The organism is Paenibacillus kyungheensis, assembly GCF_028606985.1.
Lineage (GTDB): Bacteria > Bacillota > Bacilli > Paenibacillales > Paenibacillaceae > Saccharibacillus > Saccharibacillus kyungheensis.
Map to the genome: position 1 here is coordinate 127,501 of NZ_CP117416.1, position 15,653 is coordinate 143,153.

Consider the following 15,653-nt stretch of genomic DNA (forward strand, 5'->3'; position numbering starts at 1 on the left):
CAGCGAAAGCGAGTCTGAATAGGGCGACTGAGTACGTGGACGTAGACCCGAAACCAGGTGATCTACCCCTGTCCAGGGTGAAGGTACGGTAACACGTACTGGAGGCCCGAACCCACGCACGTTGAAAAGTGCGGGGATGAGGTGGGGGTAGCGGAGAAATTCCAATCGAACCTGGAGATAGCTGGTTCTCCCCGAAATAGCTTTAGGGCTAGCCTCGGAAGTTGAGTCGTGGAGGTAGAGCACTGATTGGATGCGGGGCCCGCAAGGGTTACCAAGTTCAGTCAAACTCCGAATGCCACAGACTTTATTCCGGGAGTCAGACAGTGAGTGCTAAGATCCATTGTCGAAAGGGAAACAGCCCAGACCATCAGCTAAGGTCCCCAAGTGTGTGTTAAGTGGGAAAGGATGTGAAGTTGCACAGACAACCAGGATGTTGGCTTAGAAGCAGCCACCATTGAAAGAGTGCGTAATAGCTCACTGGTCGAGTGACTTTGCGCCGAAAATGTAACGGGGCTAAACACACCACCGAAGCTATGGCTTGATACTTTGTATCAGGGGTAGGGGAGCGTTGAATGAAGATTGAAGGTGTACCGCAAGGAGCGCTGGACCTCATTCAAGTGAGAATGCCGGTATGAGTAACGAAAAGATCAGTGAGAATCTGATCCGCCGAAAACCCAAGGATTCCTGAGGAAGGCTCGTCCTCTCAGGGTAAGTCGGGACCTAAGGCGAGGCCGAAAGGCGTAGTCGACGGACAACAGGTTGAAATTCCTGTACCACCGAAAGCCGTTATGAGCAATGGGATGACGCAGGAGGATAGTGACGCGGACTGATGGATGTCCGTTCAAGCAGTGAGGCTGGTATGTAGGCAAATCCGCATACCCCAAGGCCAGGCTGTGATGAGGAGCGAAAATTACAGTAGCGAAGGTCATGATTTCACACTGCCAAGAAAAGTCTCTAGCCAGGAAGCAGGTGCCCGTACCGTAAACCGACACAGGTGGGTGAGAAGAGAATTCTAAGGCGCGCGGAAGAACTCTCGTTAAGGAACTCGGCAAAATGACCCCGTAACTTCGGGAGAAGGGGTGCCCCGGTAGTGTGAATAGCACGAGGGGGCCGCAGTGAAAAGGCCCAAGCGACTGTTTAGCAAAAACACAGGTCTGTGCGAAGCCGCAAGGCGAAGTATACGGGCTGACGCCTGCCCGGTGCTGGAAGGTTAAGGGGAGTGGTTAGCGCAAGCGAAGCTATGAACCGAAGCCCCAGTAAACGGCGGCCGTAACTATAACGGTCCTAAGGTAGCGAAATTCCTTGTCAGGTAAATTCTGACCCGCACGAATGGCGTAACGATTTGGGCGCTGTCTCAACGAGAGATCCGGTGAAATTTTAATACCTGTGAAGATGCAGGTTACCCGCGACAAGACGGAAAGACCCCATGGAGCTTTACTGCAACTTGATATTGAACTGGGGTGCGATTTGTACAGGATAGGTGGGAGCCGTAGACATCGGAGCGCAAGCTTCGGTTGAGGCGCCGTTGGGATACCACCCTGATCGCATTTGAGTTCTAACCTCGTACCGTGATCCGGTACAGGGACCGTGTCAGGTGGGCAGTTTGACTGGGGCGGTCGCCTCCTAAAGTGTAACGGAGGCGCCCTAAGGTTCCCTCAGAATGGTTGGAAATCATTCGAAGAGTGTAAAGGCATAAGGGAGCTTGACTGCGAGACAGACACGTCGAGCAGGGACGAAAGTCGGGCTTAGTGATCCGGTGGTACCGCATGGAAGGGCCATCGCTCAACGGATAAAAGCTACCCTGGGGATAACAGGCTTATCTCCCCCAAGAGTCCACATCGACGGGGAGGTTTGGCACCTCGATGTCGGCTCATCGCATCCTGGGGCTGAAGTAGGTCCCAAGGGTTGGGCTGTTCGCCCATTAAAGCGGTACGCGAGCTGGGTTCAGAACGTCGTGAGACAGTTCGGTCCCTATCTGTCGTGGGCGTAGGAAATTTGAGAGGAGCTGTCCTTAGTACGAGAGGACCGGGATGGACGCACCGCTGGTGTACCAGTTGTTCCGCCAGGAGCATCGCTGGGTAGCTACGTGCGGAAGGGATAAGCGCTGAAAGCATCTAAGCGTGAAGCCCCCCTCAAGATGAGATTTCCCAGTATGTAAGACCCCTTGTAGACGACGAGGTTGATAGGTTGGGGGTGGAAGTGCCGCAAGGCATGGAGCTGACCAATACTAATCGGTCGAGGGCTTATCCAATAAGCTAACACGCGATGTTTTCGTTTTCGGATTCAGTTTTCAGGGAGCAACTAACCTGTCTGTATATGATTTAATATTGGAGAGATACCCAAGTGGCTATAAGGGGACCCTCTGCTAAGGGGTTAGACTGCGTTAGCGGTGCGAGGGTTCGAATCCCTCTCTCTCCGCCACTAGAACTTATTTATAAATTTTTAGTGGATAGCAATTCATGACGATTGGTTTTTAAATGTGGCGGTGTAGCTCAGCTGGCTAGAGCGTACGGTTCATACCCGTGAGGTCGGGGGTTCGATTCCCTTCGCCGCTACCATACATATCCTGGAGATTTAGCTCAGCTGGGAGAGCATCTGCCTTACAAGCAGAGGGTCGGCGGTTCGATCCCGTCAATCTCCACCACCATATGCCGGTGTAGCTCAGTTGGTAGAGCAACTGACTTGTAATCAGTAGGTCGGGGGTTCAAATCCTCTCGCCGGCACCATTTTTATTTCTATGTATTATAACCCTGGAACCGTGGTGTAGGGGTTAACATGCCTGCCTGTCACGCAGGAGATCGCGGGTTCAAATCCCGTCGGTTCCGCCATTTTTTTAATTAAATAAAATGTAATGAATACAGTATGGCTCGGTAGCTCAGTCGGTAGAGCAGAGGACTGAAAATCCTCGTGTCGGCGGTTCGATTCCGTCCCGAGCCACCATTTTTTTGTTCATTATGGAGGCTTAGCGAAGTGGCCAAACGCAGCAGACTGTAAATCTGTTCTCTCCGAGTTCGGTGGTTCGAATCCATCAGCCTCCACCAGTTTTATTTACGTTAAACTTAATATGAGTCATTAGCTCAGTCGGTAGAGCACCTGACTTTTAATCAGGGTGTCGAAGGTTCGAGCCCTTCATGACTCATCATATGAAAAAGCATCTTGCTATTAAGCAAGGTGCTTTTTGTTTTGTCTGCTTTTTTGTATAATTTGAGGGAGTAGTCTTATTTTATTTATTTCTGATTAATAGTGTAGGGTAGCCATCAGTGTACGATTCTAGCTATGGAAGGAATTTATGATATGCATTGGAGTACATTAAAAGAACATATTGAATCAATCATAGATTACCGTATTGAAGAACAGTCTGTGGCTTTGAAAGATTGGGCATCGGATACGTATCAAGCAGGTCTAGAAGAAAGTGGATGGATCGCTGTGAAGCAGGATCTTACTGTAGTCACATTATGGCAGATTCAACCGAAAGCTATTTCTCCAAGTAATTCGAGTCTTTCGCAAGAGTTACTAGATAGTGATCATCAACAAGTCATAGGCAAGCTTAAATCGTTGTTAGAGTTATTGTTGCCTGCTTTTACAGCGTCTATGGCTATAGGAAATCATGCTTCTTCGTTGTCTATTCGTGAACAAGGGATACAAGAGTTAAGTACCTGGATGATGGAACAACTAGATAGCGGACAGTCAAAAGCGAGTATTCCTAATGGATACCTTTTGAAAGAAAGATTAACCAGCTCGATGATTCCGTTTCTACTGGTAGCTGATAGTGTACAAACAGGAACATTAGCAACCAAAGAGTTAGAAAAGTTGCTATATAGCTATTTTGGTGGAGAAGTACTGTTATTGCCATTATCTGAAAATGAGTGGTTTATTCTGACGAATCGTGAATTGATTGAAGATAGTTCTGATCTCAAGCAAAGTAGTAGTCGGGATGCTAATGTAGAGATAGAAGATACAGAAGAAGATATACTGATGGAATTTTCGTTAGGGTTATATGAATTGATTGCTAGCGAATGGGTAGGTATATTCCATATTGGAGTGTCTAAGCCTATTATTCCTAGTGAAAAGTTATTATCTGAAGTCTCTTTATTGAAGGAAACCGTTGCTTTGGGTAGATTATTTCATGTGAAAGATCATATTCATCTTCCGTGGGAATTGTCTTTGGAACGTTTATTATATCGGATTCCTGATGAAGATCGTGCTGATTTTGTAGCTAGAGCTGATCGTTATTCCGATATGTTGGATGATGAAGAAACGGTAGCTACGTTAGAAACCTTTTTCAAAATGGATTGTAATGTTAGTGAGACTGCGAAGCAATTATATATCCATCGGAATACGTTATTGTATCGTCTGGACAAAATTAAACAAGAAACTGAATTGGATGTTAGAAAGTTTGAAGATGCTGTTTTGATGAAGTTAACACTACTATTGTATAAAGTGACAAAAAGCTGACGAATTTTTTGTATAGTTTGTCGATAGATGTCTACGCGCGATTAGGGTAAGATAATAATAGAAAAAGAAATCGGTTACATAGGCGATTGGATCACCTTCGCAGCCGTAATTCATAGCTGATTTTACGATTGAGCTAAAGGTAGAACGTCCCACATGATGTTGTACATTTCACTCATTACTGTAGATCAGACTACGAATTGATTAAGACATATGGTTAATTGCCATATGCTGACAAGCTCATTTATTATGTACTTAAAAAATTACATTCATATTCTAGGGAGGCTATTATTATGGCAGGCGTACGCTTAGAACACATTTTCAAAAAATATCCGGGTTCTGATAAAGCAACAGTTATTGACGTTAATTTGGATATCAAGGATAAAGAGTTCCTAGTATTGGTTGGACCTTCTGGTTGTGGTAAATCTACAACTCTTCGTATGATCGCTGGTCTGGAAGAAATTTCAGAAGGTAAATTGTACATTGGCGATCGCGTTGTTAACGACGTAGCTCCAAAAGACCGCGATATCGCGATGGTATTCCAATCTTACGCGTTGTACCCTCATATGGATGTATATTCTAATATGGCGTTTGGTTTGAAATTGCGTAAAGTGAAAAAAGAAGAAATCGAAAAACGTGTACGTGAAGCAGCTAAAATTCTCGATATCGAGCATTTGCTAGATCGTAAACCAAAAGCACTTTCTGGTGGTCAACGTCAGCGTGTTGCTTTGGGACGTGCGATTGTCCGTGATCCTCAAGTCTTCTTGATGGATGAGCCTCTTTCTAACTTGGATGCTAAACTTCGTGGTCAGATGCGTGCTGAGATTACTAAACTAGCGAAACGTCTGCAAACGACTGTTATCTATGTAACGCATGATCAGATCGAAGCAATGACAATGGGTGACCGTATCGTTGTTATGAAAGATGGTATTATTCAACAAGCTGCTTCTCCAGAAGAATTGTACAATCACCCACGTAACATGTTCGTAGCGGGCTTTATTGGTTCTCCTACAATGAACTTTATCCGTGGTACATTGTCCGAAAAATCTGGCGGTCTAACATTCAGCGCTGCTGGTGTTGAACTAGCTATCCCTGGTGGTAAAGCGCAAATCTTGAAAGACCAAGGATTCACAGGTAAAGAAGTGATTCTGGGTGTTCGTCCAGAAGATATTCATGAAGAGCCTGTATTCTTAGAAGCTTCTCCAGCTACTGCTTTTACTGCTAAAGTAGATGTATCTGAGAACTTGGGTCATGAAATGTTGCTATACTTGAGCGGTGTAGGTACAGACACTGTTGTTGCTCGTGTTGATGGACGTTCCACTACTCGTGATAACGCTACAGCAACGATGGCAATTGATATGAACAAAGTTCATATTTTTGATACAGAATCTCAAGATAACTTGTTCTACACAGATCCTTCTTAATTCGTTATTAAAGGTAACGTAACAGAGTTCGGATAGAACATTTGATAAAAGACTTACTTATTCTGGTTTCGATCAGAAAGGTAAGTCTTTTTTTATGATAAAATGTGCATATTAATAAATGGACGTATCTCATAGCGAAGCTTTGAAATAATCGGTACAATGGTAAGCGAATATGCCAATATAATTGATTTAACTAGCATTTTCTATTACGATGAGTACATTGGACATATTATGTACAGTGCGGAAAAGTCAGGTTTGTGAAAAATCTATCTTTTTGGCGATGATCGTTTGGCTTTAGATGATGAATCACATAGAATACACAATACAGAATCAGCAACCTACTTAGAGAAAGGAAGAACAGAATGGCCAAACATGTGAAAGTTTCAGAATTGGTACAAATGTTCCAGCTTGAAGTTGTGTCTGGAGGACTTGGTTTAAAACGAAAAATTACTGTAGATGATCTGAATCGACCTGGATTAGAAATGGCAGGATATTTTGAATATTATCCTACAGAACGTGTACAGATTCTGGGTAGAACCGAGCTTGCGTTTTTTAAAATGCTTACGCATGAAGAAAAAGCAGATCGTATGAAGCGTCTTTGTAATGATGAGACGCCTTGTCTTGTGATTACACGTGGACTTGAAGTACCTGAGGAGTTAATTGAAAGTAGCGAAGAGCATAATGTTCCGGTACTTCGTAGCAATCTGGCGACGACTATTTTATCAAGCCGGATTACAGGCTTTTTGGAGAAAAAATTAGCACCAACTGCGACAATTCATGGCGTATTGGTAGACCTTTATGGTGTAGGGATGCTAATTACAGGTAGTAGCGGTATCGGTAAAAGTGAAACTGCTCTTGAGTTAGTAAAACGTGGGCATCGATTGATTGCCGATGATGCGGTAGAAATCCGCCAAACTTCGGATAATCAACTGCATGGTACGGCTCCTGAATTGATTCGTCATTTACTTGAAATTCGCGGAGTCGGTATTATCAATGTAATGACATTGTTCGGTGCGGGTGCAATTCGTAACAACAAACGAATTACTTTGGTTGTACGTCTAGAAGCATGGCAACAAGACAAGCAGTATGACCGTATCGGATTGGATGAAGAAACAACTCGTATCATTGATACAGATGTACCTCTAGTTACGATTCCAGTTCGTCCAGGACGAAATCTAGCTGTTATTATTGAAGTGGCAGCCATGAATTTCCGCTTAAAACGTATGGGTTATAATGCAGCATTGCAATTTACTCATAAATTAACAGAGACGATTGCTGAAGATCTCGACGAACTGGATTAAGGAGAGTGCTGTATGGGGACATCATTAATTAACCCGATTGCTTTCTCGATCGGAGCGCTTCAGGTGCATTGGTATGGATTGATTTTGGGTACTGGCGCATTAGTCGGGTTATTACTATTAATTCGCGAAGGACGTCGATTCGGGATTCCACAAGAGTTTTTTATGGATCTAGTGTTGTTCGGTGTTCCTTCCGCTATTATTGCTGCACGTATTTATTATGTTGCTTTCCGTTGGCCTGATTATAGAGATAACTTATGGGATGTCTTTAAAATTTGGAATGGCGGTATTGCTATATATGGTGCATTAATAGGTTCTGTGATTTGTGCGATTATTTATACGCGTAAAAAAGGATATAGCTTCTGGCGAATTATGGATTTGTGTGCGCCTTATTTGCTTGTTGGACAAGCGATCGGACGTTGGGGGAATTTTGTCAATCAGGAAGCTTATGGCGGACCTGTCGAAGAATCTTTTTTAAGAAGTAATTTGCATTTACCTGATTTTATTGTGAATCAAATGAATGTTAATGGTGTATTCCATCATCCTACATTTTTGTATGAATCGCTATGGAATCTGGTTGGTGTAATTGTACTATGTGTATTACGTCGTCGTGCATTTGTGCGTAGTGGAGAAATTTTCTTCTCTTATCTTATCTGGTATGGTATCGGGCGTTTCTTTATTGAAGCACTTCGTACAGATAGTCTTACCTTTGAAGGCCCGCAATGGTTGGTAGCTATAGTAAATGGTCTGTGGACTCCTATGACATGGTTTGGCTTCCAACAAGGAGCGATCGAACCTGGATACGGAAATATTCGAGTATCACAGTTATTGTCGCTTGTGTTGATTGTAGCCGCTATTCTATTGATGATTATTCGTCGTCGTGCTGGTCTAGCTAATGAACATTATAGCGATCCAATTGTGTCATCCAAAGTGGCACAACATGAATTGGTTACTGATCATGATACCACTACAGGATCTTCTTCAGTGCCAACAGTAGATTCGTCATCTTCTTCTAAAGATAGACATGATCTGAAAAAAGAAGATACGATTCACAATGAACGCAAGGAGTAGTGAATTTATGATTGATACGGTTTTATTGGATTTGGATGGAACGATTGTAGATACCAATGAATTGATTATTGCTTCATTTATTAACACATTGGAAAGTAATGGGTTAGCTCCATTGACGAGAGAGCAGATTATTCCGCATATGGGATTAACGTTGGAGCAGCAACTTCGTGCTTTTTCAGGTGTCGATGATGTGACTTCTTATGTTACGGCTTATCGTGAATATAGTGCGATTCATCACGATACGATGGTGGCTCCTTTTCCAGAAGTCACCGAAGTGTTAACACGTCTCCAAGCAGAAGGTATTAAGCTGGGAGTCGTGACGACTAAAATTCGTCCGAATACACTCAAAGTGCTGGAAATGTTTCAATTGGATCAATTTATGGAAGTGATTATTACGCAGGATGATGTTGAGCATACCAAACCTCATCCGCAACCGATTGAACGTGCTATGGAAGCTCTTGGTTCGTCTCCTGAGCATACATTGATGGTGGGCGATAGTCCTGCCGATTTGCAGGCTGCATCCGCAGCAGGTGTTATGTCAGCGGCTGTAGCTTGGTCTCTTAAAGGGGAAGAAGAACTATCCAAGTATCATCCACAGTATATTTTGCATACGATGAGTGATTTGTATGAATTGGTGCTTGGCGATACGGTCGATCGATGAGAAAGACCGAGCGTTTTCCTGTAAAAGAGGGACCTAATGCCTTGCGTCAAATTTATCGCACAGTCAGCCCATGGAAAGGCGTTCGGAACTTTATATGTATTCAAGTAGCGCGGTATTGTCCAGTCCTGGAATGGAAAAACTGGATTTACCGCCACTTGCTACATATGGAAGTGGGTAAAGATACGGCTTTTGGATTGATGGTGATGGTAGATGTATTTTTTCCGGAAAAAATAAAGATAGGGACGAATACAGTGATTGGATACAATACCACTATTCTTGCTCATGAATATCTGATTCGTGAATACCGATTAGGCAATGTTATCATTGGTGATGAAGTGATGATTGGTGCAAATAGTACTATTTTGCCAGGTGTAACAATTGGCGATGGAGCAGTGGTTGCAGCAGGATCAGTCGTACATACAGATGTAGCCGCAGGTACATTTGTTGGTGGGAATCCTTTACGCGTATTAACACGTCGAAGTCCAGAACATACGGTAGATCTTACAAGTGATAAGGATGAAGATCTATTGCATTAAATAGTTGTATCTGAGCGTTGTGGTACAAGGGCGCAATCTTTTGGACTTGTTCGGGAACAGAATAAGCCGACATTTTGCATCATATAGATGTACCATTTTAAAGAATAAGGGGATGCTTTTACATTGAATCAAATAAAGAAGGAACGGCTGACACAGCTTGATTTCTTCCGTGCGATTGCCATTATTGGGGTACTGCATGTTCATTCTACATCGGTGGCAACGACAGAAGCGATGAATACGTCGATTTATTATCTGTTTAACTTTTTGAATATTTTCTTTAAATACGGAACGCCTTCATTTATCTTTTTGAGTAGTTTTGTATTGTTTTATAATTACTATGACAGACCTCTTACAGGCAAATTAATCGGGAGCTTTTATAAAAAAAGAATGCTCTACATTTTGCTGCCGTATGTTTTGATATCTGCTTTATATTTCTGGTATAAGCTTGCTCAGCGTGGTCAATTGGATGATCCCCCAATGCAATTGTTAGGGGATTACTGGTATGCGATCACTCATGGTTCTGCGTATACACATCTTTATTTTGTATTTATTAGTGTGCAGTTTTATCTGTTATTTCCGATTATGCTTGCTTTGCTAAAAAGTCAGCGTTGGGTAGCACGCTTTGCGATTCCTATCGGTCTTGCGTTACAGTGGGGATTCGTGATCTGGAATAAATACGATCTTCATTATGCAACAAAAGGCAGTCTAGCTATTTCATATTTCTCTTATTATATGATGGGTGCATTTGTAGCGATTTATTTCAAACCTTTCCGCGGATGGCTGATGAGCAAATGGACAGACATGTCAGAAAGACAAAGAGTCAGCACAATATTGCTATGGGGAAGCTGGCTGGTCACCGGATTGATCTATGTACAAATCTGGTATGATGCTCGAATGACCAATGAATGGTTAGATTCGTTAGTGTATGAACTGATGTGGAATGTCTATACGATGTTATCTTCATTAGTGTTGCTTCATTCGGCATTTATCTTAAATCGAATAGCACCGAAATGGATACTGGCGATTTTGCGTCGATTAGGAGAACTATCTTTTGCTATTTACTTAGTTCATCCATTTATACTGGCTTACTATCGCGATACAAGAGAATATCTTACTTTAGGCACATTAGGTTACTTTGTCTGGATTTATGGCGGTATGTTGTGTGCTCTAATTATTTCAGCGGTATTTGTACAGATGGTGTTTAGAAGAGTATCATTCTCATGGGTATTGTTAGGCAGTATTCCAGCTTCATTATCTGGACGACATAAAAACAAAAAACAAGCAAAAGTGAGCGGTCGGACGACCAAAACGGATGCTGTAAAAAGACCAAGCCCTTAAAGTTGTCATGACATGATTCATCTAAAAATAAGCTTTGAAAAACCACCTTTATGATGAAGGTGGTTTTTTTATTTTCCGGGAAATAATTAGAGATCTAGTTAGCTTCGATTAGTTAGGTAGCAGGTGTGGTTAATGATACAATTAGAAATAAAAATATGATCTAAACAGAACAACTTTGTGATCTATAACAACAGATGCAGTTGCGTTGACGGTGGATATCGATTTATGTTATTATATCAAATATCCTTTACTTTATTAGCAAAGTAACACTTTAAAGCGTTAAAATATTGATCAATTAGAGGTGACTGTTTTGTCCAAGCCCAAAGGATTCGAAAAGCCCGCAGGTGTACGTGATTATCTACCGCATGTTGTATCCAAATTGCGCCATATTGAACGCAATGTATTGGACTGCATGTCCGAGTGGGGCTACCGTCAGATTATAACGCCTACAATGGAATATTATGATACGGTAGGTGTAGCTAGTTCTACATCAGACCGCAAACTATATAAAATGTTAAATAACCGTGGAACAACGATGGTGTTACGTTCTGATATGACGACACCGATCGCTCGTGTGATGGGTTCTCTTTTAAAAGAAGAATCATTGCCTGTGCGTTTGTCTTACCATGCGAATGTATTTCGTTCGATTGAAGAAGAAGCTGGACGAGAAACTGAATTTTTTCAAACCGGTGCTGAATTAGTCGGAAATGATTCGGCTGAAGGCGACGCTGAGGTCATTGCACTTGCGATTGCTTCATTACAAGCCGCAGGTGTAGAAACATTCAAAATTTCGCTCGGACATGTTGGATTTTTAACAGGATTGTTGGAAGAAGTATTGCCTGACAAAACCATCGAACAAGAAGCGTTAAAAGAAACATTACTTAATCGAGATTTTGTTGGATTTCGTGAGCGTTTATCGCATTTCCAATTATCGGTGGAGCAACGTCAAGAATTAGAAGGATTGCTTCGTCTACGTGGAGCTCAAGATATTTGTCTTCAGGCGACAGCATTGAGCAGTAATCCACGTGCGATTGCTTCGATTCAGCACTTGTGCAAAGTGTGGGAAGTGTTAGAAGCTTATGGAGTCTCTGAGCATGTGATGATCGATTTAACGATGATTGGAGACTTTTCTTATTATACCGGTATGGTATTTGAAGGGTATGCAGCAGAACTTGGCTTCCCTGTATGTAGTGGAGGACGATATGATAACCTGCTGACTCAATTCGGACGTTCTGTGACGGCTACCGGATTTGCTTTGAAAACGAATCGGATACTGGATGGAGTCGATCTTCATTTACCAGAAGAAGAACCACCTGTATTGATCGCTTATGATGTAAATAGTCGGCGCGAAGCATTCACACATGCAGCACAACTTCGCCAGCAAGGCAAAATTGTAATTACAGAACATATAGAAGCAACAGAGAAGCTAGAATCAGCTACTCCATCTGATTCATCTGTAGTTACGTATAGTCAGGTGATTCGCTTTACAGATGGACGAGCAGTTACGGTATAAACATAAATTAAGATACACAGTAAATAACAGGGAGATGTACCCTTCTATGACACAAATTCTTAAAGTTGCGATGCCAAAAGGGCGTATCTATAAAAAGGCAGCAGAGCTTTTCCGTAAAGCAGGAATTGAAGTTCCATTGGATGTTGATGATTCTCGTAAATTGATTGTACATTTACCTGAAGTGGGAATGGAATTTATTCTAGCCAAACCAGTCGATGTGCCTATCTATGTAGAGCATGGTGTTGCTGATATCGGTATTGTTGGCAAAGATGTATTGATTGAGGAAAATCGAGCTGTGTATGAGTTGCTTGATCTAGGAATTGCTCGATGCCGAATGTCTGTGATTGGTCTACCGGATTGGAAGCCAGGTATTCAGCAACGTGTAGCTACCAAATATCCTAATGTGGCTTCTCAATATTTCCGCGAGCAAGGACAACAAGTAGAAGTGATTAAATTAAATGGTTCGATTGAGCTTGCACCGATGATAGGTCTGGCTGATCGTATTGTCGATATGGTAGAAACGGGAGAAACGTTACGCGAAAATGGATTGGTGGAAATGGAGACCATATTCGGTATCACCAGTCGATTGATTGCTAACCGTGTCAGTTACCGCATGAAAAATGAAGAAATTCAAAAACTATGCGATCAATTGCAAATGGTGATTCCAGAGCCAGTTCTGCACCAATAAATATATACTAACTGAACATTAACTATAACGATAAAAGATATCACTCGATCAATAGCAAAAGGGTAGGACGGATAAGGGGGAACCGATAGTGAAGATCGTATCTGCACAAGATTTTGATTTGCGAAGAGAAGTAGATTATGGATCGCCAGAGCAAAATGCTGCAGTAAAGCAAATTGTTCAAGATATTAAGCACACAGGAGACAAAGCTTTGTTGCAATATACGAAGCAGTTCGATGGGGCAGATCTTACAGCTGATTTGCTTCGCGTGACCGATAAAGAATTGCAAGCAGCGTACCAAGAAGTCGAACCTTCTTTTGTCCAAGCGATCACAGCTGCCGCGCATAATATTCGTCAATTTCATGAAAAGCAAAAACGTAACTCATGGATGGATCTACAACCTGATGGCAGTCTATTAGGGCAAATTATTCGTCCACTCAAACGTGTCGGTGTGTATGTTCCGGGTGGGAAAGCAGCTTATCCTTCATCTGTATTGATGAATGTGATTCCAGCTCAAGTCGCAGGTGTACCTGAAATCGTGATGGTCACCCCTCCTTCTACAGGTGGCAAAGAAGGAATTAACCCTTATATTCTAGTGACTGCCGCTGAAGCTGGAGTAACAGAAATGTATCGTGTAGGTGGTGCACAAGCGATAGCAGCACTTGCTTATGGTACTCAAAGTATAGAACCGGTTGATAAAATCTGTGGACCCGGCAATATTTATGTGGCGCTAGCGAAGCGTGAAGTGTATGGGGTAGTTGATATTGATAGTATTGCTGGCCCAAGCGAAATTGTAGTGCTAGCAGATGAGCATGCAAATCCTGCTTATATTGCAGCAGATTTATTGTCCCAAGCGGAGCATGATGAAATGGCTTCTGCTATTCTTGTCACTTGTTCTGCACAGCTTGCCGCGGCTGTTGCTTCTGAAGTACAACAGCAATTAGAAACATTGCCTCGTCAACATATTGCTAATGCTTCGATCCAGAATCATGGAGCGATTATTGTTACAGAAACGATCACAGAAGGTATCGATGTAGTGAATCGACTGGCTCCTGAGCATCTGGAAATTATGGTCGAACAACCGATGAACTATGTAGGCATGATCGAAAATGCAGGTGCTATTTTCCTCGGTAATTATAGTTCAGAGCCAGTAGGTGATTATTTTGCTGGCCCAAATCATATTATCCCGACCAACGGAACAGCTCGTTTTTCTTCACCCGTCGATGTTGACGATTTTATCAAAAAATCGAGTATGATCTATTATAGTAAAGAAGCTTTGCTTGCGAATGGCAATACAATTATGGAATTAGCACGTCATGAAGGATTAGAAGGTCATGCACGCGCCATTGCTATTCGTTTGGAACAAGAAGGTTAATATTTAATTCTATAGATACTTTATAGCCCAAGCAGGAGGTATATGTATGTCAACTGAAAACCAGAGCACACGTCAAGCAGATGTCAGCCGTAAAACCAATGAAACGAATATTCAGCTTGCTTTTAATGTAGATGGAACAGGAATTTCTGAAATTGAGACGGATGTTCCTTTTTTAAATCATATGCTCGATCTATTCACCAAGCATGGACATTTTGATCTGAATATCAAAGCACAAGGTGATATTGAGATTGATGATCATCATACGGTAGAAGATATCGGAATCTGTCTTGGACAGACGCTACGTGAAGCATTAGGAGATAAGCGCGGCATTAAGCGTTACAGCAGTGTATTTATTCCGATGGATGAAGCTTTGGCACAGGTAGTGATTGATATCAGCAATCGTCCGCATTTTGAATATCGTGCCGAATACCCTTCTAATCAAGTGGGAAGCTTCCAGACTGAATTGGTACATGAATTTTTGTGGAAATTTGCACTCGAAGCACGTATCACACTACATGTTATTGTACATTACGGACAAAATACGCATCATATGATTGAAGCGATTTTCAAAGCATTAGGACGTGCTGTAGATGAAGCAACAACAATTGATCCGCGCGTGACAGGAGTACCTTCGACGAAGGGAGTGCTATAACATATGGCGATCGCTATTGTTGATTATGGAATAGGCAATCTGCATAGTGTCAGCAAAGCGATTGAACGATTAGGCTATGAGGGTATAGTCACAGGAGATCGTGATGAGATTCTACGTGCAGAAGGTGTTATTTTACCAGGTGTCGGTGCTTTTGGTGATGCGATGAATCATATTCGTGAAGGCGGTATGGATCATATTGTTAATGAAGTCGCTAACAGTGGTAAGCCTTTATTAGGGATTTGTCTTGGTATGCAGTTATTGTTTACCGAAGGTGAAGAGCATGGTATTCATCAAGGGTTAAACATTTTGCCAGGTAGAGTCGTGAAGTTCGAAGATGAAGATTACAAAATTCCACATATGGGCTGGAATCGATTAGAGTATACACAACCGAATCATCCGTTAGTACGTGATCTGTACAATGGGCATGTATATTTTGTTCATTCTTATCATGTAAAGCCAGATCATGCAGATGATCTTATCGCTATATGTGATTATGGACAACCGGTTACAGCGATCGTAGGAAGAGACAATGTATACGGTATGCAGTTTCATCCCGAAAAAAGTGGAGAATTGGGTACATTGTTATTGCGTAATTTCTTGGCGCTGTGTACAGGTGAACGGATAGATTAATTGATAGATGAATTATTC

12 protein-coding genes, 8 tRNA genes and 1 rRNA gene (1 of these 21 running past the window's edge) are annotated in these 15,653 nt (G+C 42.2%); all 21 read left to right on the forward strand.

All coding sequences use genetic code 11. The features are described 5' to 3' along the window. Positions 1-2,251, forward strand: a 23S ribosomal RNA gene (locus PQ456_RS00540) (it extends 672 nt beyond the left edge of the window). Between the two features lie 78 nt (positions 2,252-2,329). Further along, positions 2,330-2,421 (forward strand) — tRNA-Ser (locus PQ456_RS00545). A gap of 60 nt (positions 2,422-2,481) precedes the next feature. Beyond that, positions 2,482-2,558: transfer RNA gene (locus PQ456_RS00550), tRNA-Met, on the forward strand. 10 nt (positions 2,559-2,568) lie between these two features. Continuing rightward, positions 2,569-2,644, forward strand: a tRNA-Val gene (locus PQ456_RS00555). A gap of 6 nt (positions 2,645-2,650) precedes the next feature. Beyond that, positions 2,651-2,726: transfer RNA gene (locus tag PQ456_RS00560), tRNA-Thr, on the forward strand. A gap of 26 nt (positions 2,727-2,752) precedes the next feature. After that, positions 2,753-2,828: transfer RNA gene (locus tag PQ456_RS00565), tRNA-Asp, on the forward strand. Positions 2,829-2,864: 36 nt separating this feature from the next. Continuing rightward, a tRNA-Phe gene (locus tag PQ456_RS00570) sits at positions 2,865-2,940 on the forward strand. Between the two features lie 16 nt (positions 2,941-2,956). Then, a tRNA-Tyr gene (locus PQ456_RS00575) sits at positions 2,957-3,041 on the forward strand. 25 nt (positions 3,042-3,066) lie between these two features. Next, positions 3,067-3,139 (forward strand) — tRNA-Lys (locus PQ456_RS00580). Between the two features lie 155 nt (positions 3,140-3,294). Further along, entirely contained in the window at positions 3,295-4,455 is a 1,161-nt protein-coding gene (locus PQ456_RS00585; protein WP_273614370.1) for a PucR family transcriptional regulator, read from the forward strand. A 290-nt stretch (positions 4,456-4,745) separates the two neighbouring features. After that, positions 4,746-5,876: an ABC transporter ATP-binding protein gene (locus tag PQ456_RS00590; RefSeq protein ID WP_273614371.1), complete on the forward strand. Its 1,131-nt coding sequence runs from the start codon at positions 4,746-4,748 to the stop codon at positions 5,874-5,876. Positions 5,877-6,238: 362 nt separating this feature from the next. Further along, positions 6,239-7,177 (forward strand): HPr(Ser) kinase/phosphatase, encoded by a 939-nt coding sequence (gene hprK, locus PQ456_RS00595; protein ID WP_204826883.1) that lies wholly within the window; start codon positions 6,239-6,241, stop codon positions 7,175-7,177. Positions 7,178-7,189: 12 nt separating this feature from the next. Beyond that, the gene (gene lgt, locus PQ456_RS00600) at positions 7,190-8,245 is read left to right on the forward strand and encodes a prolipoprotein diacylglyceryl transferase (RefSeq protein ID WP_273614372.1); all 1,056 of its coding nucleotides are present in this window, start codon (positions 7,190-7,192) and stop codon (positions 8,243-8,245) included. 7 nt (positions 8,246-8,252) lie between these two features. Then, a complete protein-coding gene (gene ppaX / locus PQ456_RS00605; protein WP_273614373.1) occupies positions 8,253-8,906 on the forward strand; it encodes a pyrophosphatase PpaX in 654 nt (217 codons plus the stop codon). Beyond that, complete coding sequence (locus PQ456_RS00610) at positions 8,903-9,442, forward strand: acyltransferase (protein ID WP_273614374.1); 540 nt, start codon at positions 8,903-8,905, stop codon at positions 9,440-9,442. Before ppaX ends, PQ456_RS00610 begins: the two co-directional genes overlap by 4 nt. A 123-nt stretch (positions 9,443-9,565) precedes the next feature. Further along, positions 9,566-10,780, forward strand: coding sequence for an acyltransferase (locus PQ456_RS00615; protein ID WP_273614375.1), 1,215 nt, complete (start codon positions 9,566-9,568; stop codon positions 10,778-10,780). A gap of 310 nt (positions 10,781-11,090) precedes the next feature. Then, positions 11,091-12,293 (forward strand): ATP phosphoribosyltransferase regulatory subunit, encoded by a 1,203-nt coding sequence (locus PQ456_RS00620; RefSeq protein ID WP_273614376.1) that lies wholly within the window; start codon positions 11,091-11,093, stop codon positions 12,291-12,293. A 46-nt stretch (positions 12,294-12,339) separates the two neighbouring features. Beyond that, a complete protein-coding gene (gene hisG, locus PQ456_RS00625) occupies positions 12,340-12,981 on the forward strand; it encodes an ATP phosphoribosyltransferase (protein ID WP_273614377.1) in 642 nt (213 codons plus the stop codon). A gap of 88 nt (positions 12,982-13,069) precedes the next feature. Beyond that, complete coding sequence (gene hisD, locus PQ456_RS00630; RefSeq protein ID WP_273614378.1) at positions 13,070-14,353, forward strand: histidinol dehydrogenase; 1,284 nt, start codon at positions 13,070-13,072, stop codon at positions 14,351-14,353. A gap of 46 nt (positions 14,354-14,399) precedes the next feature. Next, positions 14,400-15,005, forward strand: a complete 606-nt coding sequence (hisB, locus tag PQ456_RS00635; RefSeq protein WP_273614379.1) for an imidazoleglycerol-phosphate dehydratase HisB — start codon at positions 14,400-14,402, stop codon at positions 15,003-15,005. Between the two features lie 3 nt (positions 15,006-15,008). Continuing rightward, positions 15,009-15,635, forward strand: coding sequence for an imidazole glycerol phosphate synthase subunit HisH (gene hisH, locus PQ456_RS00640; RefSeq protein WP_273614380.1), 627 nt, complete (start codon positions 15,009-15,011; stop codon positions 15,633-15,635). Positions 15,636-15,653 lie beyond the last annotated feature (18 nt).